Annotated in this window: 30 protein-coding genes and 1 pseudogene; 18 read left to right on the top strand and 13 right to left on the bottom strand. The window is 61.6% G+C overall.

Annotation, left to right across the window (positions count from 1 at the left end):
* Window positions 1-309 precede the first annotated feature (309 nt).
* The 8 genes from B4E36_RS17070 (at window position 310) to B4E36_RS17035 (ending at window position 8442) form a co-directional block, all read left to right on the top strand.
* Window positions 310-894 carry a ubiquinol-cytochrome C chaperone family protein gene (locus B4E36_RS17070; protein WP_414673775.1) on the top strand — a complete coding sequence of 195 codons (585 nt, stop codon included), beginning with the start codon at window positions 310-312 and terminating at the stop codon, window positions 892-894.
* On the top strand, window positions 887-1462 hold the full coding sequence (locus tag B4E36_RS17065) for a YceD family protein (RefSeq protein WP_292051967.1): 576 nt from the start codon (window positions 887-889) through the stop codon (window positions 1460-1462). The genes B4E36_RS17070 and B4E36_RS17065 overlap by 8 nt, the downstream gene beginning before the upstream one ends.
* Before the next feature lie 135 nt (window positions 1463-1597).
* Window positions 1598-2644, top strand: a complete 1047-nt coding sequence (gene plsX, locus B4E36_RS17060; RefSeq protein ID WP_292051969.1) for a phosphate acyltransferase PlsX — start codon at window positions 1598-1600, stop codon at window positions 2642-2644.
* A gap of 53 nt (window positions 2645-2697) precedes the next feature.
* Window positions 2698-3666: a beta-ketoacyl-ACP synthase III gene (locus B4E36_RS17055; protein WP_018062789.1), complete on the top strand. Its 969-nt coding sequence runs from the start codon at window positions 2698-2700 to the stop codon at window positions 3664-3666.
* Window positions 3667-3768: 102 nt separating this feature from the next.
* Window positions 3769-4113 (top strand): integration host factor subunit alpha, encoded by a 345-nt coding sequence (locus B4E36_RS17050; RefSeq protein WP_018062788.1) that lies wholly within the window; start codon window positions 3769-3771, stop codon window positions 4111-4113.
* 95 nt (window positions 4114-4208) lie between these two features.
* Window positions 4209-4730 carry a MerR family transcriptional regulator gene (locus B4E36_RS17045; protein WP_018062787.1) on the top strand — a complete coding sequence of 174 codons (522 nt, stop codon included), beginning with the start codon at window positions 4209-4211 and terminating at the stop codon, window positions 4728-4730.
* Between the two features lie 162 nt (window positions 4731-4892).
* Window positions 4893-7436 carry a plasma-membrane proton-efflux P-type ATPase gene (locus B4E36_RS17040; RefSeq protein WP_292051973.1) on the top strand — a complete coding sequence of 848 codons (2544 nt, stop codon included), beginning with the start codon at window positions 4893-4895 and terminating at the stop codon, window positions 7434-7436.
* Window positions 7437-7608: 172 nt separating this feature from the next.
* Entirely contained in the window at window positions 7609-8442 is an 834-nt protein-coding gene (locus tag B4E36_RS17035; RefSeq protein WP_292051975.1) for a polyphosphate kinase 2 family protein, read from the top strand.
* 567 nt (window positions 8443-9009) lie between these two features.
* On the opposite strand, the gene B4E36_RS17030 is transcribed toward B4E36_RS17035, so the two are convergent.
* From B4E36_RS17030 to B4E36_RS16975, 12 genes and pseudogenes are all read right to left on the bottom strand, one after another.
* Entirely contained in the window at window positions 9010-9963 is a 954-nt protein-coding gene (locus B4E36_RS17030; RefSeq protein ID WP_292051977.1) for a tyrosine-type recombinase/integrase, read from the bottom strand.
* 29 nt (window positions 9964-9992) lie between these two features.
* Window positions 9993-10328 carry a helix-turn-helix domain-containing protein gene (locus tag B4E36_RS17025; RefSeq protein ID WP_292051979.1) on the bottom strand — a complete coding sequence of 112 codons (336 nt, stop codon included), beginning with the start codon at window positions 10326-10328 and terminating at the stop codon, window positions 9993-9995.
* Between the two features lie 2 nt (window positions 10329-10330).
* Window positions 10331-11452, bottom strand: a complete 1122-nt coding sequence (gene dnaN / locus B4E36_RS17020; RefSeq protein ID WP_292051981.1) for a DNA polymerase III subunit beta — start codon at window positions 11450-11452, stop codon at window positions 10331-10333.
* Between the two features lie 259 nt (window positions 11453-11711).
* The gene (locus B4E36_RS17015) at window positions 11712-11975 is read right to left on the bottom strand and encodes a DUF2312 domain-containing protein (RefSeq protein WP_292051985.1); all 264 of its coding nucleotides are present in this window, start codon (window positions 11973-11975) and stop codon (window positions 11712-11714) included.
* A gap of 11 nt (window positions 11976-11986) precedes the next feature.
* A complete protein-coding gene (gene ssb, locus B4E36_RS17010) occupies window positions 11987-12460 on the bottom strand; it encodes a single-stranded DNA-binding protein (protein ID WP_292051987.1) in 474 nt (157 codons plus the stop codon).
* Between the two features lie 209 nt (window positions 12461-12669).
* Window positions 12670-12831 (bottom strand): annotated as a pseudogene (locus B4E36_RS17005) (DfrB family trimethoprim-resistant dihydrofolate reductase); the annotation flags it as partial.
* 23 nt (window positions 12832-12854) lie between these two features.
* Window positions 12855-13514: a hypothetical protein gene (locus B4E36_RS17000; protein WP_292051989.1), complete on the bottom strand. Its 660-nt coding sequence runs from the start codon at window positions 13512-13514 to the stop codon at window positions 12855-12857.
* Between the two features lie 109 nt (window positions 13515-13623).
* A complete protein-coding gene (locus B4E36_RS16995) occupies window positions 13624-13917 on the bottom strand; it encodes a hypothetical protein (RefSeq protein ID WP_292051991.1) in 294 nt (97 codons plus the stop codon).
* Complete coding sequence (locus B4E36_RS16990) at window positions 13914-14249, bottom strand: hypothetical protein (RefSeq protein ID WP_292051994.1); 336 nt, start codon at window positions 14247-14249, stop codon at window positions 13914-13916. The genes B4E36_RS16995 and B4E36_RS16990 overlap by 4 nt, the downstream gene beginning before the upstream one ends.
* Window positions 14246-15052: a phosphoadenosine phosphosulfate reductase family protein gene (locus B4E36_RS16985; RefSeq protein WP_292051996.1), complete on the bottom strand. Its 807-nt coding sequence runs from the start codon at window positions 15050-15052 to the stop codon at window positions 14246-14248. Before B4E36_RS16985 ends, B4E36_RS16990 begins: the two co-directional genes overlap by 4 nt.
* Before the next feature lie 301 nt (window positions 15053-15353).
* On the bottom strand, window positions 15354-15935 hold the full coding sequence (locus tag B4E36_RS16980) for a hypothetical protein (RefSeq protein ID WP_292051998.1): 582 nt from the start codon (window positions 15933-15935) through the stop codon (window positions 15354-15356).
* Window position 15936: 1 nt separating this feature from the next.
* Window positions 15937-16599, bottom strand: coding sequence for an XRE family transcriptional regulator (locus B4E36_RS16975; RefSeq protein WP_292051999.1), 663 nt, complete (start codon window positions 16597-16599; stop codon window positions 15937-15939).
* Between the two features lie 20 nt (window positions 16600-16619).
* Between B4E36_RS16975 and B4E36_RS16970 the strand changes: the two genes are divergently transcribed.
* From B4E36_RS16970 to B4E36_RS16950, 5 genes are all read left to right on the top strand, one after another.
* Entirely contained in the window at window positions 16620-16826 is a 207-nt protein-coding gene (locus B4E36_RS16970; RefSeq protein WP_292052002.1) for a helix-turn-helix domain-containing protein, read from the top strand.
* The gene (locus tag B4E36_RS16965; protein WP_292052003.1) at window positions 16823-16990 is read left to right on the top strand and encodes a hypothetical protein; all 168 of its coding nucleotides are present in this window, start codon (window positions 16823-16825) and stop codon (window positions 16988-16990) included. Before B4E36_RS16970 ends, B4E36_RS16965 begins: the two co-directional genes overlap by 4 nt.
* A gap of 231 nt (window positions 16991-17221) precedes the next feature.
* Window positions 17222-17677: a hypothetical protein gene (locus tag B4E36_RS16960; RefSeq protein WP_292052005.1), complete on the top strand. Its 456-nt coding sequence runs from the start codon at window positions 17222-17224 to the stop codon at window positions 17675-17677.
* The gene (locus B4E36_RS16955) at window positions 17677-17961 is read left to right on the top strand and encodes a hypothetical protein (protein WP_292052007.1); all 285 of its coding nucleotides are present in this window, start codon (window positions 17677-17679) and stop codon (window positions 17959-17961) included. The genes B4E36_RS16960 and B4E36_RS16955 overlap by 1 nt, the downstream gene beginning before the upstream one ends.
* Window positions 17958-18659 carry a GcrA family cell cycle regulator gene (locus B4E36_RS16950; RefSeq protein ID WP_292052009.1) on the top strand — a complete coding sequence of 234 codons (702 nt, stop codon included), beginning with the start codon at window positions 17958-17960 and terminating at the stop codon, window positions 18657-18659. The genes B4E36_RS16955 and B4E36_RS16950 overlap by 4 nt, the downstream gene beginning before the upstream one ends.
* A 22-nt stretch (window positions 18660-18681) precedes the next feature.
* On the opposite strand, the gene B4E36_RS16945 is transcribed toward B4E36_RS16950, so the two are convergent.
* Window positions 18682-19830: a hypothetical protein gene (locus B4E36_RS16945; protein ID WP_292052010.1), complete on the bottom strand. Its 1149-nt coding sequence runs from the start codon at window positions 19828-19830 to the stop codon at window positions 18682-18684.
* 83 nt (window positions 19831-19913) lie between these two features.
* Between B4E36_RS16945 and B4E36_RS16940 the strand changes: the two genes are divergently transcribed.
* The 5 genes from B4E36_RS16940 to B4E36_RS16920 form a co-directional block, all read left to right on the top strand.
* Window positions 19914-20264 carry a helix-turn-helix domain-containing protein gene (locus B4E36_RS16940; RefSeq protein ID WP_292052012.1) on the top strand — a complete coding sequence of 117 codons (351 nt, stop codon included), beginning with the start codon at window positions 19914-19916 and terminating at the stop codon, window positions 20262-20264.
* On the top strand, window positions 20261-20662 hold the full coding sequence (locus tag B4E36_RS16935; protein ID WP_292052014.1) for a hypothetical protein: 402 nt from the start codon (window positions 20261-20263) through the stop codon (window positions 20660-20662). The genes B4E36_RS16940 and B4E36_RS16935 overlap by 4 nt, the downstream gene beginning before the upstream one ends.
* Window positions 20653-20829 (top strand): hypothetical protein, encoded by a 177-nt coding sequence (locus tag B4E36_RS16930; protein ID WP_292052015.1) that lies wholly within the window; start codon window positions 20653-20655, stop codon window positions 20827-20829. Before B4E36_RS16935 ends, B4E36_RS16930 begins: the two co-directional genes overlap by 10 nt.
* Complete coding sequence (locus B4E36_RS16925) at window positions 20829-21158, top strand: hypothetical protein (protein WP_292052017.1); 330 nt, start codon at window positions 20829-20831, stop codon at window positions 21156-21158. The genes B4E36_RS16930 and B4E36_RS16925 overlap by 1 nt, the downstream gene beginning before the upstream one ends.
* Window positions 21159-21172: 14 nt before the next feature.
* Window positions 21173-22747 (top strand): DNA cytosine methyltransferase (locus B4E36_RS16920; protein ID WP_345900597.1); only part of this gene is annotated, 1575 nt, incomplete at its 3' end.

Here is a 22747-nt window from a genome sequence, read left to right as displayed (position 1 = left end):
GGCTGCCGGTCGGGCCGGCCTCAGATCAAATTTCACACCGTGCGTCTTCAACATACACTCCCTGGCAGGTCTCGGTGCCGGTCGGGCGAACCCGCCGCCTGTTTGTTTCCATCATGCGCCAACGTCAGGCAATGCCTGTTGCTGGCGACGATTCCCGGTTGCGGCCAGCCCCCGCGCAAACTACCATTGTCCATGGTTGGTGCAGGGGACTGCAGCCATCTTCGGTCGGCCCGTCATCGAGCTTCGCGTTTTCCAGGGTAACTGGATAAACCAGCTTGGGTCCGGATGCAATTGCATCGGGCGGGTGCGATGCCATGGAATTTTTGTAAAGAGAGTGGGACGACCTTGGGACTATTCAGCAGAAGACGCGGCAACCGTCAGGTGGTGCAGCGCCAGTATGGCGTAATCACGACCACGGCGCGCCAGCCGTGTTTTTATACCGATTATAACGTGCCGGACACGGTGATGGGGCGTTTCGAGATGCTGTCATCGGTGATGATCCTGTTCCTGTGGCGCACCGCGAAGTCATCCGACAGCGGCAAACAGCTCTCGCAGGAGGTCGTTGACGCCTTCTTTCTCGACATCGATTACTCCATCCGCGAACTGGGCGTCGGCGACAATTCCGTGCCGAAACGGATGAAGAAGCTCGCCGGTATGTTCTACGGCCGGCTGGAGCGTTATGTGCGCTGCCTTCAGGACCGCGATCTCGGCCAGCTCGCGATCGCGCTTTCGCAGAATTTCCACGGGGTCGACTCCGAACCGGTCGATATGGCGGAACTCGCGCGCTGGATGCTGGCCAATGCCGATCATCTCGGGCGCATGGACGAGGTCATGGTCGAAACCGGCATGGTGAGCTTCCTTGTTCCGGAATGCACGGAGGCGACCCGTGGCTGAAGAAAATGCCGACGACAGAAAACTGCCCTTTTCGCGGCCGTTCGCCGTTGCCCGCGCCTCCTCCGTCGCCTTCGACATGCGCGTCGAGGCCGATGAAGCCGAACGCGCGGCGATCGCGGCGTTTCTCGACGTCCGCTCGGTCGAAAGCCTTTCGGCGGATCTGAGAATCTCGCCCTGGCGGCGCGACGGCGTCCGGGTCAAGGGCACGGTCACGGCCGACATCACCCAGAACTGCGTGGTCACGCTCGAGCCGCTGGAGGCGACGATCGAGGAGGAGGTGGATGCCACTTTCCTTCCGGAGAATTCCCGCCAGTTCCACCGCAAATTCAACGAGGAAGGCGAGTTGATCGTCGATCCCAACGGGCCGGACGAGCCGGAGCCGTTTGCCGGAAGCGAGGTCGATATCGCCGCCTTGGTGATCGAGACGATCGGCCTTGCGATCGACCCCTATCCGCGCAAGCCTGACGCGGCCTTGCCCGATGACCTTGCGGAAGACGACGATCCCGAAGAGGACGCCGCGCCTTCGCCCTTCGCTGCTCTGAAGAACTGGAAAAAACCGTCGGAATAAGGGTTTGGCCTGCTGTCAACAGCGGTGCTGCCGGTGGAAACTGGGGTTTTTCAACCGGAGTAGTTGTCTCGGGAAGCAAAAAGGGTATTTTGGCCCGGCTCCGCCGATGCACGTGTAAACAGGGACCTGGAACGTTTGATTAGAATTTCCATTGATGTCATGGGGGGGGATGTCGGGCCGGAAGTCGCGATTGGAGGCGCTGCCCAGTCGCTGATGCGGCATCCCGATATCAGCTTTCTCCTCTACGGCAGGAAGGACGCGATCGAACCGATTCTCGCAGGCTATCCGAAGCTTGCCGAGCGATCACAGGTCATCGATTGCGAAGTCACCGTAGAGATGGATGAGAAGCCGAGCCAGGCGCTCAGGCGCGGCCGCAATGTTTCCAGCATGTGGCGCGCGATCGACGCGGTCAAGGAAGGCCAGTCCGATGCCGCCGTCTCCGCCGGCAATACCGGCGCGCTGATGGCCATGGCAATGTTCTGTCTGAAGACCATGCCGGCAATCGACCGCCCGGCGATCGCCGGCATCTGGCCGACGCTCAGGGGCGAGAGCATCGTGCTCGATATCGGCGCCACGATTGGCGCAGACGCCAAGCAATTGCTCGATTTCGCGCTGATGGGCGGGGCGATGGCCCGCGCGCTGTTCGAGATCAAGAAGCCGACCGTCGGCCTCGTCAATGTTGGCGTCGAGGAGGTCAAGGGCGTCGAACAGGTCAAGGAAGCTGGCAAGCTCTTGCGCGAGGCCGATATCGACAATCTCGAATATGCCGGTTTCGTCGAGGGCGACGATCTCGGGCGCGGAACCGTGGACGTGTTCGTGGTCGAGGGTTTTACCGGCAATATCGCGCTGAAGACCGCCGAGGGCACGGCCCGCCAGATCGCGGAATATCTGCGCTCCGCGATGTCGCGGACCTGGATGACGCGGCTTGGCTATGTGCTTGCCCGCGGCGCGTTCCAGATGCTGCGCGACAAGCTCGATCCCCGCAAGGTCAATGGCGGCGTGTTTCTCGGGCTCAACGGCATCGTCATCAAGAGCCATGGCGGCACGGATGCCGAAGGCTACGCCTCGGCGATCGATGTCGCCTATGACATGGTGCACAACGGTCTGCAGGCCAAGATCCAGCATGATCTGAGCGAGTATCACGCCCGTAATGAATCACCGATGGGGCCGGAAGCGGCCTGAGGCCGGCGACGCCGGATAAACGCAGCCCGCGGCTGCCAATAAGGAAAAGAAACATGACCCGTTCAGTCGTTTGCGGTTTCGGTTCGGCCCTGCCCAGACGCGTCGTGACCAACGAGGAGCTCCAGAAGCTTGTCGATACCTCCGATAGCTGGATCCAGCAGCGCACCGGGATAAAGCAGCGCTATATTGCCGGCGAGGGCGAGACCACGGCTTCGCTTGGCGAGGCCGCCGCGCGCGCAGCCCTTGCCAATGCCGGTCTGAGCCCCGATGACATCGACCTCATCGTGGTCGCGACCTCCACGCCCGACAACACCTTCCCGGCAACAGCCGTCAATATTCAGCATCGCCTGGGGATGAACCACGGCTTCGCCTTTGACATGCAGGCGGTCTGCTCGGGTTTCGTCTACGCGGTGACGACGGCGGATAATTTCATCCGCGCGGGGCGGGCGAAGCGGGTTCTGGTGATCGGCGCGGAGACATTCTCGCGCCTGCTCGACTGGACCGACCGCACCACCTGCGTGCTGTTTGGCGACGGCGCCGGCGCGATCATCCTTGAGGCCGCGGACGACGCGGCGGCCGGCGATCGCGGCATCATTGCCGCAAGCCTGCGGTCCGATGGCGCGCATTGCGAAAAGCTCTATGTCGATGGCGGCGTATCGACGACCGGCGATATCGGCCATTTGCGGATGCAGGGCCGCGAGGTCTTCAAGCACGCGGTCGGCATGATCACCGACGTAATCGTGGCCGCGTTCGACGAGGCCGGCATCACCGCCGACGAACTCGACTGGCTGGTGCCGCATCAGGCCAATCGCCGCATCATTGAGGGCTCGGCCAAGAAGCTCGGCATCCCGATGGAAAAGGTCGTGGTCACGGTCGACCAGCACGCCAATACCTCCGCCGCGTCCATTCCGCTTGCGCTTGCCGCGGCCGCTGGCGATGGCCGGATCAAGCGCGGCGACACGGTGATGCTGGAGGCCATGGGCGGTGGGTTCACCTGGGGCGCGGTGCTTTTGCGCTGGTAGCGGCGCTCATCGCGGATTCCGTCCCATCAGGCGCTTGACCGCCATGCCGGTCGGCAATAGTGTCTATGCGACGGGGAAATAGACAAAAATCGGGATGCGGTAATGCCTGGCAAAACTGTGACGCGCGCGGATCTGGCCGAATCGGTTTTCCGCAAGGTGGGACTTTCGCGAACGGAATCCGCCGAACTGGTGGAAACCGTGATCGATGAAATCTGCGACGCCATCGTGCGCGGCGAAACGGTCAAGCTCTCCTCTTTCGCCACCTTCCAGGTGCGCGACAAGAACGAGCGCATCGGTCGCAATCCCAAGACCGGCGAGGAAGTGCCGATCTCGCCCCGCCGCGTGATGACCTTCAAGGCGTCCAACGTGCTGAAGCAGAAGATCCTGAAGTCGCACCTGACCCGCCGCAACAAGGCCGAGAAGGCCGCCGCCAAGTCGGCGGGCTGAATCTCAAATCCAAAATTCCAGTTCCGTCTTGTCATCGCGGTTCATTCGCGGTGAAATGATTGCGATTCGATTGTAGCGGGGAGCGTTTGACTGGCATGGACAAAAGTCCCGAGGCGTTTCGCACCATTTCCGAGGTTGCCGAAGAACTGGAACTGCCGCAGCACGTGCTCCGGTTCTGGGAAACGCGCTTTACCCAGGTCAAGCCGATGAAACGCGGCGGCGGGCGGCGCTATTACCGGCCCGAGGATATCGAGCTGCTGAAGGGCATCCGCCACCTGCTCTACGATCACGGCTACACCATCAAGGGCGTGCAGAAGCTTTTGAAAAGCAATGGCAATCGCTTTGTGACCGCCGTCGGCAGCGGCGACGCCGAACTGATCGAGGCGCTGGCGCCGCAACCCGAGGCCCGCAAGGAGGATCAGCATTCGATCTTCGACGATGATCAGGTCGTCGGCCGGCCCAAGAAGGCAAGCGGAAAGAGCTTTTTCCGGCGCGCCAAGGAAGGCGAGGGCGATGTCGATCCCGCATTCGGCCTCGCGCGTTCCGACGACGCGATGCTGAAGGAGGTGCTCTCCGACCTTCTGGAATGCAAGCGTCTTCTCGATCAGGTGCGATAGCTACCGCCAAAAACATGCCGGTTTGATCGACGTCATCCAATTATCGCGCTTTTCGTGTAGCGATCTCTTGGTACACGCATATTGCCAAACCGCCCGCGTTCTGTTTCCACTTATGGTGGCGAGACCGTGCTGTTTCGCAAGCGCCTTTGCTGGAGTTGGACGATGGCTGATGAAGCGGCAGGAACGGACCTCGAAAACGCGCCGGTCGACGCGGTTGTTGAAAAGCTGAAGACCGATATCGCGTCGGGGCTTTCCGAAGATGAGGTCGCCAGGCGGCTTGCGACCTACGGCCCGAACGCGCTGCCGGAGGAAAAGACCAGTCTGGCGCGGCAGATCCTGCGGCACTTCGTCGGGCCGATCGCCTTCATGATCGAGGCGGCGGCGCTGGTCTCGCTTCTGCTTGGCGACATGGGCGATTTCGTCATCATTTTCGGCCTGCTGCTCTTCAATGCGGGCCTGGAATTCTATCAGGACAGCAAGGCCACCAATGCGCTTGCGGCGCTGAAGAACTCGCTCGCCCCGCAGGCGAGCGCGGTGCGCGGCGGCGTTGTCAAGACGGTGGATGCCGCGACGCTGGTGCCGGGCGATATCGTCTACATTCGCCTTGGCGGCATCGTGCCGGCCGATATCAGGCTGGTTTCCGGCGACTATGCCTCGATCGATCAGGCCGCGCTCACTGGCGAATCGCTGCCTGTCACCAAGAAGGTTGGCGATCTCGCCTATTCCGGCAGCGTGGTGAAGCAGGGCGAGATGGCCGGCGTCGTGATCGGCACGGGCGGCAACACGTTTTTCGGCCGCACCGCCAGGCTGGTGGCCGGCGCGGGTGCGGTCAGCCAGGCGCAGAAGGCGATGTTCCACATCGGCAATTTCCTGATCGTGCTGGCCGTGGTTCTGGCGCTGATCATGGTCGCCGTCCAGGTCTATGTCGACATCGTGAAGGCCGACAATTGGGGCCTTGCCGACGCGCTGGCGATCCTGCAATTCGTGCTGGTGCTGCTGGTTGCCTCGATCCCGGTCGCCATGCCCGCCGTGTTTTCGATCACCATGGCACTCGGAGCGTTGGCGCTGTCGAAGGAAAAGGCAATCGTCTCGCGGCTTTCCTCGATCGATGAAATGGCTGGCGCCGACATCCTCTGCTCCGACAAGACCGGCACGCTGACCAAGAATATCCTGACGCTTGGCGAGCCGATCCCGCTTGATGGCGCCGATCCCGCCGAGATCGTGCTCTGCGGCGCGCTCGCCGCGCGCGCGGAGGACAGCGATGCGATCGACGGCGCGGTGATTGCGGCGCTGCCGGACAAGGCCGTGCTGGGAGAGTACCGGCTGGCGCGGTTTACGCCGTTCGATCCGGTCTCGAAGCGCACGGAGGCGTCCGTTGCCGGGCCGGATGGCAAGGCGTTCCTGGTTTCCAAGGGCGCGCCGCATGCGATTGTGGCGCTGTGCGGCGGGGAAAATGCGGCGGCGGTCGATGCCCATGTGGCGGAACTCGGCGAAAAGGGCTACCGCGCGCTCGCCGTGGCGCGCTCGGAGGATAACGGCGCGCATTGGCAACTCCTCGGCATCCTGCCGATGTACGATCCGCCGCGCGATGATTCCAAGCAGACCATCGACAATGTCCGCGCCAAGGGCGTGACAGTGAAGATGATTACCGGCGACGACACCGCGATTGCGCGCGAGACCGCCCGTCAGCTTGGCCTCGGCGCCAATATCCTTGCCGCGGCGGATGTGTTTCCCAAGGATATGGACCCCGACAATGTGCCGGGTCCGATCGCCAACCGCATCCTGACGGCGGATGGTTTCGCCCGCGTCTTTCCCGAGCACAAATATGCCATCGTCAAGACGTTCCAGAAAAACGGCCATCTGGTGGCGATGACCGGCGACGGCGTCAACGACGCGCCGGCGCTGAAACAGGCCGATTGCGGGATCGCGGTCTCGGGCGCAACCGATGCCGCGCGCAGCGCGGCGGCGCTGATCCTGACGGCGCCCGGCCTTTCGGTGATCGAAAACGCGATCGACGAGGCCCGGCGGATTTTCGGGCGGATCACCAGTTACACGGTCTATCGCGTGGCGCTGACCCTGACGATCATGTTCCTGGTGGTGCTGTCGACGATCTTCCTCGGTTTCCAGCCGCTGACGCCGATCATGATCGTGCTGATGTCGCTGCTCGACGATATCCCGATCATGACGGTGGCCTATGACAATACCACCGTGTCGGATCAGCCGATCCGCTGGCGGATGCCGCATCTGCTGACGGTCTCGGCCGTTCTGGGCTTCGCCTCGATTGTCCAGTCCTTCGGGCTGTTGCTGATGGGCATGGAGGTGATGTCGGAGCCGGCGCGCTGGCCGGGGCTTGGCATTACCGACACTGCGCATCTGCAATCGATGATGTTCCTGCAGCTTGTGGCCGGCGGCCATCTGCTGCTTCTGGTCGCGCGCAAGGAAAGCTGGTTCACGAAGAGACCCTATCCAGCGCCGCCTCTGATGATCGCCATGGTCGCCACGCAGCTGGTAGCTGTGCTGATGTGCGGTTTCGGCATTCTGGTGCCGCAAATCCCGTGGCTGCTGATCGGCCTCGTCTGGATCTACCTGATCGTCTGGCTGTTCGTGCTCGGGCTGGTGCGGATCGGCATTGACCAGGTGCTGGAAAACCGCAGCGCGCGGCGGGCGATGTCGATCGATGTGATGAACGAGCGCCTGTTCCGCTAGAGCCTTTCCGCATTTCACGGAAACGCGGAAAGGCTCTATCTCTTTGTTTTTACGCAATTCCGGACGGTGAACCGGTGTCCACTTCACCTGGAATTGCTCTAACAAGAATTTGCTGCCGTTTTTGTTGCTCGTGCGTTAGATTTCATGACAGCGCAGAGCATGGGAGTATGTCATGGATTTCCGTAAGAAGCTTGCCATCGAGCCCGGCAGCACGGTTTCGCTTGCCGATATCAATCCGGAACAGGATGGCGGGATCGAGAGCAAGGAGGAGGGCAAGGAGAAGCTTTCCGGAATACTGGACGAAATCACGCCGCTGCAGGAAATGCTCTATGCGGAAAAGAAACATGCGCTGATGATCGTGCTGCAGGGCATCGATGCCGCCGGCAAGGACGGCGTCTGCTGGCACGTGATCCGCGCCATGAACCCGCAGGGCACCTATGTGGCGAGCTTCAAACAGCCGACAGAGGTCGAAAAGGCGCATGATTTTCTCTGGCGCGTGCACCAGCGCGTGCCGGCCATGGGTCAGGTCGCGGTCTTCAACCGCTCGCATTACGAGGATGTGCTGGTGGCGCGGGTGCACAATCTGGTTTCAAAGCAGGTTTGGTCGAAGCGCTATCACGAGATCAACAATTTCGAGGAATTCCTGACCGAGAACGGCGTCACCATCGTCAAGTTCTTCCTCTATATTTCCAAGGATGAGCAGCTCGAACGGTTCGAGAAACGGCTCGAGGACAAGGACCGGCAGTGGAAGATTTCGGCTTCCGATTATGCCGAACGCGATCGCTGGGATGAGTATATCGAGGCCTATGAGGCGATGCTGTCGCATTGCTCGACCGCCCATGCGCCCTGGTATGTGATCCCGGCAAACCGCAAATGGTTCCGCAATCTCGCCGCCGCCGATATCATCCACCGCGCGATGCTCGACATGCAGATCGAAAGCCCGCGCCCGACGGTGGATATCGATGAAATCTATCGGCGCTATCATCACGCCGTGCGGGAGGCGTAAGCGCTTTGGTTCGGGCGCAAAGAACGACGCGGGCGAGCCTCTGACAAGAGGCCCTGACCGCAGGATTTTTTATCGCGGTTTGATACTCTTCAGGGAGATGGTGCTTCTTATCTTTGTTTCTGGTTGATTGCTATTGTCGGTTGTGTAAAGTGGTAATTGCTTTTAACGGCTTGCAAGGAGCCGGTTATGCGTATTTTCAAGTGCAAGAAGTGCCATCATCACCTTCGATATGGCACCAATGATTGTTCGATCTGCTACACACCCTCGCCGATTGCCAACAGGAAATGGGCCCTGCCGGCGTTTCTTGTCGTGATCATCGGTCTGGTCGCGGTTCTTATTTCTTTTTTCTGATCGATTTTCGTGTCCGGTTGACGGCGTCCAGCCCGCGCCGCCTTTCCTGCAAACAATGGCTGTCTGAAAACCTGTCGCGGTTTTTGTGCGCAAACCCGGTTTTGCCTCTTGCGCCTGCGTGAGCGAAAGTCTAAAGGGGACGGGCCGTGTAGACGGTTGGTCGGGGTGTAGCGCAGCCCGGTAGCGCACTTGACTGGGGGGCGGTGAGCCCCGGAGTTATTTTTCCTGCTTTTTCAGATTGTTGCCACGGATGCCATCGGCCTCCGTGGGATTTTTCGTGGGACTGGATGTCGCGTCCAGGGCGGCGCGGATGTCCTCGTCGAGGGCGTGGGCGTATTTTGTCGTCGTCTGTATATCGGCGTGGCCGAGGAGGCGTTGGGCGACGCGGAGGTTTGATTTTCTCAAGACGCGGGTTGCCGCCGTGTGGCGGGTGTCGTGGAAGCGGAAATCCTCGACGCCGGCGGCCGGGACGGCGCGGCGCATCGCCGTCTTGAGGCCGGCTTCCGTCAGCGGATAGCGGCGGCCCTTGACCAGGTTGCGCTTCTTCAGCGTGCGCCTGGCGACATAGGTGAAGACGATTTCGGGGTGGTGGTCCTTCTGCGACCACAACAGATCATAGATCGCCTGCGACATCGGGATCACGCGCCGCCTGTCGCCCTTGCCGGTGACCGTGAACTGGCGGCCGAAGAAATCGACATGCGGCCATCTGAGGCCGAGGATTTCCATGCGGCGGCAACCGGTGAGGAAGGCGAACAGAACCGCCTCGGCATAGCCCGGGCTGAGCTGCGACAGGATCTTGTCCTCCTCGGCCGCGCTCGCCTCGCGGACGCGCTCCTGCCGTTCCTTCAGCAGGTGCTGGCCGAAATGGAAATCGGCCGTCTTGACCTTCCAGACGTTTTTCGCGCGCAGCATGATTTCGCGCAGCGGCTGGGTGCAGGTGCGATTGACGGTGGCAGGCGAGACGAGCGGGCGCTTCGGATCGCCCTTGACATGTTCGCCGCGGCGTCTGGCGACGATCGCGGCGATCCGGGCGTCATCGATCTTCGCCAGATCGGTGTTCTTGCCGACAGCGTCATTCAGCCAGGCGAGGACCTGGAGCGTGGTTTCGATATTCTTGTGATGCTGGCCGATCTCCAGCCACCAGCGCGAGGATGCCTCCTCGAAGGTCATGCGATCGGCCGGGCGGGTCTCGGCCGCGATCAGTTCGGCGCGGACCGATTCCTTGATTTGGTCTTCGACGCGCTTTGCTTCCCGCTTCGAAGTTGCGCCAGTTTTCCCCGAAAATCGACGACCCCTGACGACGAAGTCGTAAGAGTATGTCGCCTCGCCTGATCGCTTGTAGACTGACACTCGCGCCTCCTCGCATCAATGAACTCATCGAGATCGGCGCGGGTGTAGCGCCGCGTCGGCCGTTTCTCGCCGAGGCCGATATTTATCCAGCGCAGGCTTCCCGCCTGCGTCAAGTGGGCAAGCTGCTTTTTCGAGATATTGAGATAGCTTGCCGCCTGATCGGCCGTGAGAAGTCCCTCGCTCATCTTTACCCCCGCATCAGCATGATGATGATCAGGTCGTCGTCGTGGCCGTCGGGGCTGGTGAGCCTGAGCTGCTGGCTGGCCGCGTCGCCGGTGTTGATCGCGATGCGGGCGCCGGGGATATGGTCGAGCGCTGCGGCGAGGTATTGCTGGTTGACGCCGAGGCGTTTTTCGATCTCGCCTTCGATCTCGACTTCCTCGCTGGCGTCGCCAGCCTCGCGGTCTGCGGCCTCGATCGTCAGCAGGCCGTTCGAGAAGGTGAGGGACGCGGCCTTGCTCATGGCGGTCAGCACCAGGCCGACGCGCTTCGTCGCCTCCAGCAGCTTCTTGCGTTCGACCGTGACCGCGTCGTCAAGGCCTGAGGCGATCATGCGCGGATAATCCGGATAGGTCGCGCCGACCAGCTTCGCCGTGATCGTGCGATTGCCGATCACGGCCGAGATGCGGCGTTCGTCCAGCCGCAGCGATACGGTTCCGGTCTCCGGCAGGGCCTTGACGAGGATGCCGACCATCTTGTCGGAGATGATGACGCCGGGAAGGTCCTTCGGGCTGTCGAAGGCATCGATGACGCGGACAGACAGATAATGTCCGGTGGTCGCCACGAGGGCGATATCGTTCTTGCGGCGGTGAAGATAGACGCCCTTCAGATAGTCGCGCGTGTCCTTCGCCGGGGCCATGGCAAACGCGGTTTCAACGAGCGCCTGGCGGAAGGGCTGGGCGTCGACGGTGATGGGCTTGGCGGTCATCTCCGGCAGGGTGGGGAAGTCCTCGTCCGGTAGGACGGGCAGACGGAATTTCGAGCGGCCGGATTTGACAGTGATGTCCTGCAGGGCGTTGGCCTTGGCGTCCGCATTGGCGATGGTGATCGCGCCGTCGGGCAGGCTCTTGACGATCGACAGCAGCATGCTGGCCGAGACGGTGAAGGGCTCGAAGCCTTCTGCCGCATCGGCCGCGAAGCTGACCACGATCTCGATATCCAGATCCGTTGCCCGGAGCGTGAGCCTGTCGGGATCGCCGGCTCGCTCAAACAGGACATTGGCGAGGATCGGGATAGTGTTGCGGCGCTCGACCGCGCTGTTGGCCGTTTCGAGCGCGGAGAGCAGCGCGGATTTTTCAGCGGTGAACATGGGCAGGCTCCGACGGTTTACCGGTGATGCGGCGGCGTTGACGCATGATCGTTTCGGGGGGGGGGCAGGCTGGCGGAGGGGGGGATTTCCCGAAGATGGTGAAGAGCCTCGACCGTATCGCCGTCGGCGATGAGTTCGCCAAGGCGCTCTATGTTTCTCCGCCAGTCGAGGCCGCTCAGCCTTTTGTGCGGCAGCGCTCCGCGCCTTCTCAGTTCCGCTTCAAGTTGCGGCGTGTCGAACTTTTCGAGAGGATTTTCCATTACGCATCCTCCGGCGCGGGGATCATGCCGAGCGCGATCATGTAGGTGTCGAGCACGGTTTCCTCTTCCATGCGCTCCTGTTCGTCCTTCTTGCGCAGCGCGATGATCTTGCGGAGCGCCTTGGTGTCGAAGCCTGTGCCCTTGGCCTCGGCGTAGACATCCTTGATGTCGTCGGCGATGGTCTTCTTTTCCTCCTCCAGCCGCTCGATCCGTTCGATGATCGAACGCAACTGGTCGCGGGCAATGCCATGTGCATCTGTCATGTCGGTTCTCCTCAGAACGGAATGTCGTCGTCGAGATCGGCCGGGGTCGGCCGGGCAGGTTCGTGCACCGAGTCTCGCGTGGTTTCGCGGCCGTAGTCGTCGGGATCGGTCGCGGGCGGCGGGCGGTTGCCGCCCGTGCTGTCGAGCATGGTGAGGACGGCGTTGAAGCCGTTCAGCACGATCTCTGTCGTGTAGCGGTCCTGGCCGTCATTGCCCTGGTATTTGCGGGTGGAGAGCTGGCCCTCGATGTACACCTTCGCGCCCTTCTTCAGGTATTGCTCGGCGATCTTCGCCAGGGCCTCCGAGAAGATGACGACGCGGTGCCATTCGGTGCGTTCCTTGCGCTCGCCGGTGGCGCGATCGCGCCAGCTTTCCGATGTGGCGATCGACAGGCTGGCGATCTTGCGGCCGTCCTGCGTTGTGCGGATATCCGGATCGCGGCCGAGATTGCCGATCAGGATGACCTTGTTGACGGAACCTGCCATGATCAGCGCTCCCAGCAATCGATATCGGCAAGCGCGCAGGACTCTGGTCCTTCGACCCTCTGTGAGGGGTCATCAAAGAAGGTAGGGGCGATCTCTTTCGCATAGTCGGCGATCGAGTGACCGTCCGTGAAGCGCTCGCCCGCCACCTCGACCATCTTCTTCACGAAGCGGTCGATGAACTCTTGACGGGTGGGTGGCTTTGCCGTGGTTATCAATTCCAGCGCAGCCGCCGGATATATCTGGACTGAGCCCTTTTCAAAAAGGCTTTCGACGCAATAACCTTCCGATGTCAGGTCCGTGGAATATTCTCCGACGATGATGCCGTGCCACGATGATCCAGCCCGTTTGCGCACGGGGTCGCCACGAAGAAATTTCGGCATTTCGATATCCTTCCTCACACTCTGGCCGCGCGGGGCTGCTGACCGGCGAAGATCGGCAGGAGGCGGCACATGTCGTTGAACTTTTCCTCGGCCTTCATCGGTGGCCAGGGCTTGATCGCGCCGCGCGTTTTCGGCGGGTTTGAGGGCGGCAGCGTGCGGGCGGCGGCGGGGCCGAACAGGGCTTCCACCTCGGCGCGCAGCATGCGGGCATCCATGTCGTGCACGGCGGCATGGCGGGCATTGGTCCAGTGCTCGGGCGGGGGCAGGCCGGCGGCGTGGCAGATCGCGCGATCCCAGCCGTCCTTGATGCGCGCGGTCGCGATCATGAAGTGGTTCGCCGCCTCGGCGCTTTCCGCGCGGATGGTGGCGGCGATCAGTTGCTGGGCCGGGCGCGTCCAGTCGCCGATCAGGTGCTCATGGGCATCGTGGATGAGGAACAGCGCCGCGGTGAAATGATCCGCGCCCTCGTTCAACAGGGCGTCGGCGCCCATGACGGAATGCTGGGCGACGGAATAGGCCGGGCCGGGCGGCTTGCCGTTGAAACGGGCGATCTTCGACAGGCCTTGCGCGATCTGGTCAAAGAAGATCTCGGCGGCATCCGGCGCGCCAAGGTCCACCAGCGTTCCGATCGGGCGAAAGGCGTGGACGGGGTATTCGGTGAGGCGGGGGATCATCGGCAATCCTTTCAACCGTGGACAGCAAGCCATGCGTCCAGCCGAAGCCAGAACAGGGCGGTGAGGGCGAGTAGGGTGCAAAAGAGCGCGCAGTTGGAAAGGCGGACGGTCATTCGTCGTCCCCTTCAGATTCCTGTATCCCGGTAAGGTCGACGCACTTGCCGATATACGTGACGCGAATGCGCCTGCGATCGAGATAGAATTCGACAAGCCCAAGGTCGCGAAGCTTGTTCCATGTCAGGCGCATTACCGGGGCGCGCTCGCCTGCTGCGACGATCACGCCCGTTTTGTCGACGACGCCGTCGCCGTTTCGGTTCAACAGCCATTTCAGCGCCGATAATTGCGGACCAGTCACGTTCAGCTTGGTTTCGGTATCGCCGCCCATTGGGATGGTGATCATCATGCCGCACCGCCTTTGCCGGTCAGGCGGGCACGGGCGTCGTCGGAGAGGGGGAGGAGGGCGGCTTGCCAGTCGCCCTTGATCCATGCGCTGATCGCGCCCTTGATGACGGGGGCGTCGAGGCCTGCGGCGAGCAGGGCGGCGGCGAAGGCTTCCATGGTGCAGCGGCGGACGGCGGTCGATGGGGCGCTTTCCTGTCGGACAAAGATCATCGCCGGCGGAGTGTCATTGTCTTGCTCGCGCCAGTCGCCAACCAATTGATGGCGACCTGTGTTGAGGTCTAGCTCCGATCCGGTGGCCCTGGCGTAAATGATCTTGGGTGCGTGAATGCTCATGCCAGCGCCTCCGCATCATGCCGCTCTTGCGCCGGGTAGCTGACCTCAGAATACGCCCCAACGCGGATGCCGGTGCGATCCTCCAGGCTTTGGCCGTCCATGGACATCGTGTGATTGATGCGCTTTTCGAGCGCAACATAGCGGCCATACAGTTCGGGATTGAGCCGGGCGGCGGTGCGAAGGTCGCCAGTGCTGGCCATGATGCAGAACACGCAAGAAAGCCGGGTCATGCCGGCGGCATAGGCCCAATGCGGCGTCTGGCCAGCTTCGGCTATGGTGCGAAACACGTCTTCCTTGGACATGTCGAAGATCGGCAGCCATTCATACCATTCACGGCCCGCCTTGCTGTTGGCCTCGCTGAACCGGAACGGGACCTTGCGGCTTCGCGCCGGGCTTTCATCGGCGCGAATGCCGACGCAATTGACAACCAGTCCACCGAACTCCGGATGCGCTTCGAGATAGCGACGAATTGTGCGTTCGATCGGCCCGCGCTTCAAATCGCTGGTGCACTGGCGGTGTTGCGGGCTCGGCCACATGCCGCGGCGCTCGACCATCTCCAGAAAGGTCTTGTTCTCGTTGCGGCAGATTTCGAGAGGGAAGTTGCCGATGGTGGCGCGGATATGGGCGACATTGCCGCTCCACTCAACCTCGCCAAGATCGGCGTGCACGGCGAGCAATTGAGAGGCGGGCACCAGTCGGCGCAACACTGCGGTCATCGCCTGGCTATCCTTGCCTGCGCTGTGATTGATGACGAACAGCGCGCCGCGATCGATAAGGTTGTCGATGCTGGGTAAAAGGTCCATCGTCTCTTCCTTCCCGTGGGGTGATGCCGCCGCGCGGGTGGAGAACGGGCCTGCGCGGCGGCGGGGTGCAGGCCGGACGGCTGGCCTGCTGGGAAGGAATGTTACCCAAAATGGGGATTAAGGCAACCCCATATTGTGTAATTTTTATTCGTCACTATTGTCATCTATTATCGACCATTGTCCGTGGTCATAAAAAAAAGCCCGCACGAGGCGGGCGATCTCTGGCGCTTAGAGCCGAAAAAGGAGACTAAAATGGACAGGAAAGCAATCGACGCAGCCTACACGATGGATGACATACCACTTACGGCCGAGATGATTGATGCCATGGAGGGTCGGCTAGGAGTAATATCTCCGGACGCTTCAACTTATCTGGCAGAGGAGGCTTTTCAGGCAGGCGTAAAGGTGGCGATCTATCAGGGTATTCTTCAGCTTGTTTCATCTGATGATAAACCGCAGTAGCGAAACGCCTAGCGTCTAGGATTTGTCTATGTATCCATTCGAGATCGCTTAGCGACACGATCTGTTGATGGAGTTTAAATCTAGTTTTTGCTGAAACGGTCTGGCTCAGTCCACAAACCTGCCCGTCCGGCGCTTTGCCGACCGTGGCAATGCTGTGGACATAGTGGTTTCTGTATTCACGAAGTCGATTAAAGAGGGAGGCGACATAAAGCAGATCGTCTTTCAGGGGGGCAGGAGCGATGTCATTTGCAAGCGTTTTCAGCACATCTTGCATGGCCAGGTTTCGCAGATGCGCGGTGAGAATACTTACTTTGTCGCCGCCGCCAGAAAGGTACTGTATCTGTGCCTCGACCGTAGATTCAAAGGCATTCCAGTCGAGAATTATCTTCCCCAGCTTCGCCAGATAGACTTGCTCTTCGTCCATTTCAGCCTCCGTTTCCCAAGCTCTCACGCGGAAGGATCGCGAAAATCTCGCCAAGCCAGACCGGCACGGCATTTTCGATCGGTGGTGCGTTCGTCGAGTAGAGCGTTGTCGGATTGCCGCGCATGATGGTCTTGACGAAGCGCCGACCATCTTCGGTGCGCACCACGGCCTCTTTGCCAAAGAACCATTCTCCCGGCCGACGCTGTTCGCGATAGACCACAAGCACCATGCCGTCGCGATAGACAGGCAGCATGGAGTCTCCCCGGATCTGGAAGGCGATCATTTCAGCGGGAAGCGCAAAGGGAATGTGTATCTGTTCCAAGCCCTCCGGCGGGACCTGTTCAAACTCGGGCTGAACCTCCGCGCCGGCGCCAACATATCCGACAAGTGGAACATTTGATGGAGGCGGATCGTCAGAAATTATATCTGCGGGTGACACGCCAAAAGCGGATGCTGCGCGCTCGATATAGTCGAGGTTGAGCCGCCTCTCATTACGTTCCAGTTTTATGTACTGGCTGCGGGAAACGCCCATGGCTTCTCCGGCCTGCTCGTGCGTCATGCGCGCTTTTTCTCGGAATAATTTCAGCTTGTTACCCATAGCAGGGAAGATACGCGGCTGAAAAAATCTGTCGCGCCCCATTTTGGGGTTGTCGATATTCCCCATATTGTGTAACTTCAGCGATCATGAAGCTGAAACAGTACCTCACAGAGAAGAACATCACGCCAGAAGCCTTTGCGGTTCTGGTGGGCGGCGTTTCTGAAAGCGGCGTCCGCAAGTGGATGTATGGCGAACGGGTGCCGAGGCGGGAGCAGATGATTGCTATTGCCGAAAAGACCGATGGCCTCGTCATGCCCAATGACTTCCTCCTGCCCCAGGAGCCCGCCCAATGATGATCCGTGTGACGCTCGCCCTGCTGGCCTGGGCTTTTCTGATGCCGTTGCACTGGCCTTATGTCGCCTTCGCCATTGGCGCGATGTGGCTGGCCTGGTCGGTTCGCCAGTTCATTGGCGGGTTTCGCATGGGGATCGACGAGATGACGCGGGGGCGGGAATGATGCCGCGCGTTGCATTGAACCGACTTCCGCGCATCGGGCGCTCCTCCTCCCCGCCCGTGGGTGATGCGCGGTTGCGGCCCGGCCTGTTCGTTCCTGCCGGACAGGCCGGGCGGGATTGCTGTGCATGGTCTTCTTCTCCGTTGTTCGATGGGGTGACGGTAGGCCTGCGCGCTGGGCGGATCACCGCAGAATTTTTCGAAAAATATTCCTTGCATCTTCCGGAGGCTCGCCATGCGCGTGATCACTGAAGACGACGGGCGCGCGCTGAAGGCCGCATCGCGGCGTGCGGTGAAGGCGGCGGGCGGCGGCGAGGCGCTTTCGCTGGTCTCGCGGGTCTCGGCCGCGCAGCTTTCGAAATACGGGCTCGCCGGCGACGACCATGCCGAGACCTTCATGCCGCTGGACGTGGCGCTTGAGGCCGACCGCGAGGCGGGCGCGCCGATCATCGCTTCGGCGCTGGCGGCCGCGCAGGGGTTTCGGCTGGTCTCGGCCGATGGCGAGGATCATGCGCATGATCTCGATTACCGCGACGTGACCACGGTGAGCGTTGCCTTTGCCGGGTTTCAGACCCGGATGCATGAGGCGCTTTCCGACGACGGCAAGGTGGACGAGGCGGAACGGCGCGCGATCATGCGCGACTTCGACAAGCTGATGCGGGCGCTGTTTCAGGTCATGGGGCGGGTGTGATGAACGAGCTTGCCCGCATCATTCCGATCCCGCTGCCGTTTTCCCATGGCTATGAGGCGCATACCGACATGCGGGCGCGGCTGGCCGTGGAAGGCGGGCGCGACTGGCGCGGGCCGGAGCAGATGCGCGCGCGGATGCCTGGTCACGCCATCGCCCGAGAGGGGCGGAAGCCTCAGCCACCGCGCGCCTGCAAGCTGACCGAGGTCTGCGGCTTCAGCATGTGCCATGTGTGCGGGGGCAATGACATCTATGACGCGCCGTTTACCTGCGGGGCGGCGTCATGAAGTGGACCCCTGCCAAGCTGCGGGAAGCGGCCGCGATGAAGCGGGACGGCTGCACCTATGGCGATATCGCCGCGCATTACCGGGTTTCCCGGTCATCCGTGCTCGGGATCGCCAATCGCAACCGTGATCTGTTTCCCAAGGAAGACGAGAGCGAGCGGGCGGCACGCTATGAGCAGCTTCGCGGTGGCGAGAGCGCGCCGGCCGCGCCAGCCGGGCCGCGCTTCCAGTGGACGGATGCGCTGCGGACTGATGCGGCGCGGCTTTATGCCGAGGGGCAAAACGCCCGGCAGATCAGCGAAGCGATGGGCTGTTGCTATTCGAGCGCGACGAAGATGATCGCCGCGAACCCGGCTCTGTTTCCGAAGAAGAAGCGCGTTGTGGAGGCGAAGCCGGCGAAGGCGGTGAAGCCTTCGGCGCGGATGGCTGGCCTGGCGCTGCCGGGGCGGCCGGATGGCTCCGCCGCCAAGCCGCGCGCGGTGGAAGTCGACCTTTCGCAGTTCGCGATCCCCGGCGTGCAGCCGAAAACCATACTGACGGTCGGCGCTGGCGAATGCCGGTTTCCGCTATCGCCCGCCGATGCTGCCGGCGGGCCGGATATGCCGGTCTGCGGCGCGCCGGTGCGGGCGGGCGCGAGCTGGTGCCCGACGCATTGCCGGGACGTGTTTGTCGAGCGGGCGACGGAGAACTCCGGTGAGTAAACTAAAAGGGGAAATCAAAGTTTCAGGCGGGTTTCCATTCTTGACTGGTGGGGTCTTTACGGCACCACCGCTTGCCGATGCGTTTCCTAGGCTCAAGAAACGTGTCCCATTCGGAGAATCCATCTCTAGCCTTGGGAGGATTGTCCAGATCGTACCAGTTACCGGGAGTGTCGAAAAGAGAACGAGTCTCATCATTCAGGAAAGTTGCCGTTTCCAGTGCATCCTCGATATCAAAAAAAGTATCTTCTGCAAATTCACACCCTGTAAAATTACAGCAAATGAATGTCGAGAAAGCCACATCGTCAGGTGTAATTTTTTCGATGTTACAGTCTACAAATATACATCTATTAAATTTGAATTTAATCCCGGGCTTATAATTTGTTACGTTGCTATCTACAATTTCAGTGTATTTGAATTCTATAATTATGCCTTTAAAGAGAATTCCCTCGACAGGGTCAATAAGGCCTACACCTCCGAGGTATGTTTGTTTCTTAAACCCGCCAGATATCATCCAGCGTTCATCGTGCTTCGGTTTTGCTCGGCCCATCTCATCTTTGTCTTTGGGATGTATATCCGAGCATTTCAGGTCGAAACTGGCAAACAAAGAAGGTTTTCGTTTGGAGAAGAGAGCTCGGTAGAGAAAGGAAGTGTAGTTTTCGAGGTTGAAAAGCTTATAGTTCTGCGCCCATTCACTGGCCAGAATATCCAAGGCCTGCTGTTGCAGCCTGTCGGGTCGTCCATTCTTGTCACAGGAAGGGTCATCGATAACGCGCAGCAGGATAGCGACGCCAGCTCTTTTGTGGTGGTCGCTTTCTTCTCCCAAGAGTTTAGTGCCCTCAACCAACAAACTGGCGTAAGCGGCATCATCGTTGGCGTCGTTCTGACGCCTCTGCTCTCGGGTTTGTTGATCCGTCATCATGCCGCGCCAGATAACAGTGATGAAGGTTATGAGAGCAATAAGGCCAGCTCCTATCCGCCAAAGTGTATCGACCTTGTCCTTGACCCCGGTTGGCAATGTGCTGCCGTCGAAGACGTACCAAGTGGAAAAGAGCAGAAAGACGAGCAGAAAACAAAGCAGCGTGAGAGACAGGGAAAACCACCAGCGCGGTTCGCGCATCGGCCAGCCGTTGCGGTTATTTTCCGCGTCCGTTTCCTTCTGATTATTCGCCATGCTGCCCCCTTTGTGCGCATTCGTATAAAATATGCCACGGTCGCGCCGACGCCTTCAAGCACAATGGTTGCGGGGAGGGCGGCATGAGCGGGTGTCTGGTTTCCCTTGAAGAGATGGAAGAGCTGCGGGAGCGCAACCGCCAGCTTGAGGCGGCCCTGGCCGGGCTGGCCGATACGGCGCTTGCCATGGATCTTGGTTTGACGCCGGTCGAATACACTATTTTTCGGGTATTGAAGACGCATCGCGTTGTGAGCCGCGAGGCGCTGATGACAGCACTCTATAGCGGTCGGCCGCAAGATCCTCCTGATCCCAAGGTCATCGACGTGTTCATTTGCAAATTGCGGAAGAAGCTTGCGGCCCACGGTTTTGACATTGCGTCGCAATGGGGAACGGGGTGGCGTCTGGTGCGCGGGCCGGAAGGCGGTGCGCAATGACCGGCGCGCACAGAAAGCGGCTTTACATCATCACCGACGATGCGCGGCGCGCGTGCCTGACGGTTTTCGGGATCGGGCTTTACGGGCTGCCGGACTGGGCCGAGATCGTAACCACACCCGAGGGGATTGATGCCATTCCTTCCGGATCGTTGCACCGGGGTCTCTGGCATATCGAGAGTTCCGATAGCCGCACCCTGCAGCGGCTGGCGACAGAGCGATGGGCGCGGGGCGAGCTGGTGACCGCGCCGCAGGCCTTCCTGGACAAGATCGAGGCGATGATTGCCGAGCGCGACCGCAGGCCGGATGCGCCGGCGGCTGCCGACGCGCCGCGCCCGGCCGCGATCGCCAGCGAACAGAATCGACAGGCAGCAGCGAGGAAGGCGAGCAAATGGCACTGATCGAATTGAACGCCGACTGGGAAAAGCGCGAGTTCGGCGTGTTCGGCCTGGCGCGCGATGCGTGGCGGGTTTTGAGCGAGGCCGAACGGCGCGAGGCCGAGGCCTTGCGGCGGGAGAAGCTTGCCGAATGGCGCGCGCAGCCCGTGTGGACGCGGGAGGCGGGCTGATGCGGCGATACCGGATGCGCGGCGAGCGGGTGCCGATCCTGCTGGTGATTGCCATGAGCCGCCATGAGGCGGCGCGGGCGATGGAAGATCAGGGGCTGGATTTCAGGCGCATGGAGAACATGCGGATCGTGACGAAGGCCTATCACCTGCGCGGCTGGGGCGATGGAACGCCGTTCATCACCGCGTTTCGCGAGACATGGGGCGCCACGGCCGAGGGGCGGGCGCTGGACGACGTGCTTTCGATCCGCACCCGCAGCCATGCGCTGCGGCCGGCGAACGAGCGCGATCTGGCGCCGCTGATGCGGGCGGTAAGGGAGGCTGCGGAGTGAAGGCGATCGATGACATGCTCGGCGCGCATATCGTGCCAGCGTCGAAGAAATGCAGATTTGAGCATGGCCTGCCGCTGATCGTCGACAGTTTCGCCGGCGGGGGCGGGGCTTCCGCCGGCATCGAAATGGCGCTCGGGCGCTCGCCGGATATCGCGATCAACCACAATCCGGTGGCGCTGGCCATGCATGCGGCGAACCATCCGGATACGCTGCATTTGTCGGAGAACATCTACAAGGTCGACCCGCTCGACTATGTGGCGGGGCAGCATATCGGGCTCGCCTGGTTCTCGCCCGACTGCAAGCATTTTTCGAAGGCCAAGGGCGGCAAGCCGGTGGAACGCAATATCCGCGATCTGGCGCATATCATTCCGTTCTGGGTGGATCGCATCCAGAAATCCGGCGGCAGGATCGACGTGATCATCATGGAAAACGTCGAGGAATTCGCCACCTGGGGGCCGCTGATGCGCACCGAACGGGGCGAGGTGCCGGATCCGGAACGCCGCGGCGAGACCTTCCAGAAATGGTGCAGGCGGCTGCGGCGGCTGGGCGGCAAGCTGGAGATGCGGGAGCTGCGCGCCTTCCGCTATGGCGCGCCGACGATCCGAAACCGGCTGTTCGTCATCATCCGGTTTGACGGCAGGCCGATCGTGTGGCCGGAGGAGACCCATGGCGAACCGGACGATGCCGGGGTTTATTTCGGGCAGAAGATGATCTGGCGCACGGCTGCGGAGATTATCGACTGGTCGCTGCCGTGTCCGTCCGTATTCGACACGTCCGCCGAGATCATGGAAAAGCACGGGCTGCGCGCGGTGCGGCCGCTGGCGGACAATACCGAGGCGCGGATCGCACGCGGGTTTCACCGCTATGTGCTGGAGGCGGAAAAGCCGTTTCTGGTGTCCATCGCGCATGGCGACAGCGGCGGGCGACGGGAATATCCGCTCGACGATCCCTTCGGCGTGGTGACGGCGGGTGGGATTTCGCATGCGCTGGTCTCGCCAAGCGTGGTGCGCTTCAATTCCGGCGCGACGGGCAGCGCCATGGATGCGCCCTTGCCGACGGTGACGGCGAACAGCTTTATCAAGCGCCCGGGCGGCTGCGCGCCGCTGGGCATGATCGCGCCGCATCTGATGACCATGCGCAACGCGCAAAAACCCTTCAACGGGGCCGATGAACCGACGCATACGATCACGGCGGGCGGGGCCGGACTTTCGCTCGTTGCGCCCAGCCTGATGAGCCTGAAGGGCTCGGCGCGGCGTGACAGCGCAGTGACAGCGCCGCATCCCACCGTGTTGGCGGGGGGAGGGCATTCGGCGGTGATCGCGCCGGTGCTGACCTATGCGCAGCAGGGCGGCGGCGCACGGCCTGTCACCGTGCCGCATCATACCATCTGCGCCAGTGCGAAGGACCAGAACGCCATCATCGCGCCGACGCTGATCCAGACCGGATACGGCGAGCGGGCGGGGCAGGAACCGCGCGCGCTCGATATCGGCAGGCCGCTGGGCACGGTGGTGGCGGGCGGGGTGAAACACGCCGTCGTCATCCCCTCGCTTTTCGGCTGCGGCGGGCGCGCCGGGCAGAGCCGCCCGCGC

Origin of the sequence: Martelella sp. UBA3392 (assembly GCF_002358775.1) — a bacterium.
GTDB classification, from domain to species: Bacteria; Pseudomonadota; Alphaproteobacteria; order Rhizobiales; family Rhizobiaceae; genus Martelella; species Martelella mediterranea.
Note: the sequence above shows the minus strand (reverse complement) of the source record. Positions and strands in the feature narration are given on the sequence as shown.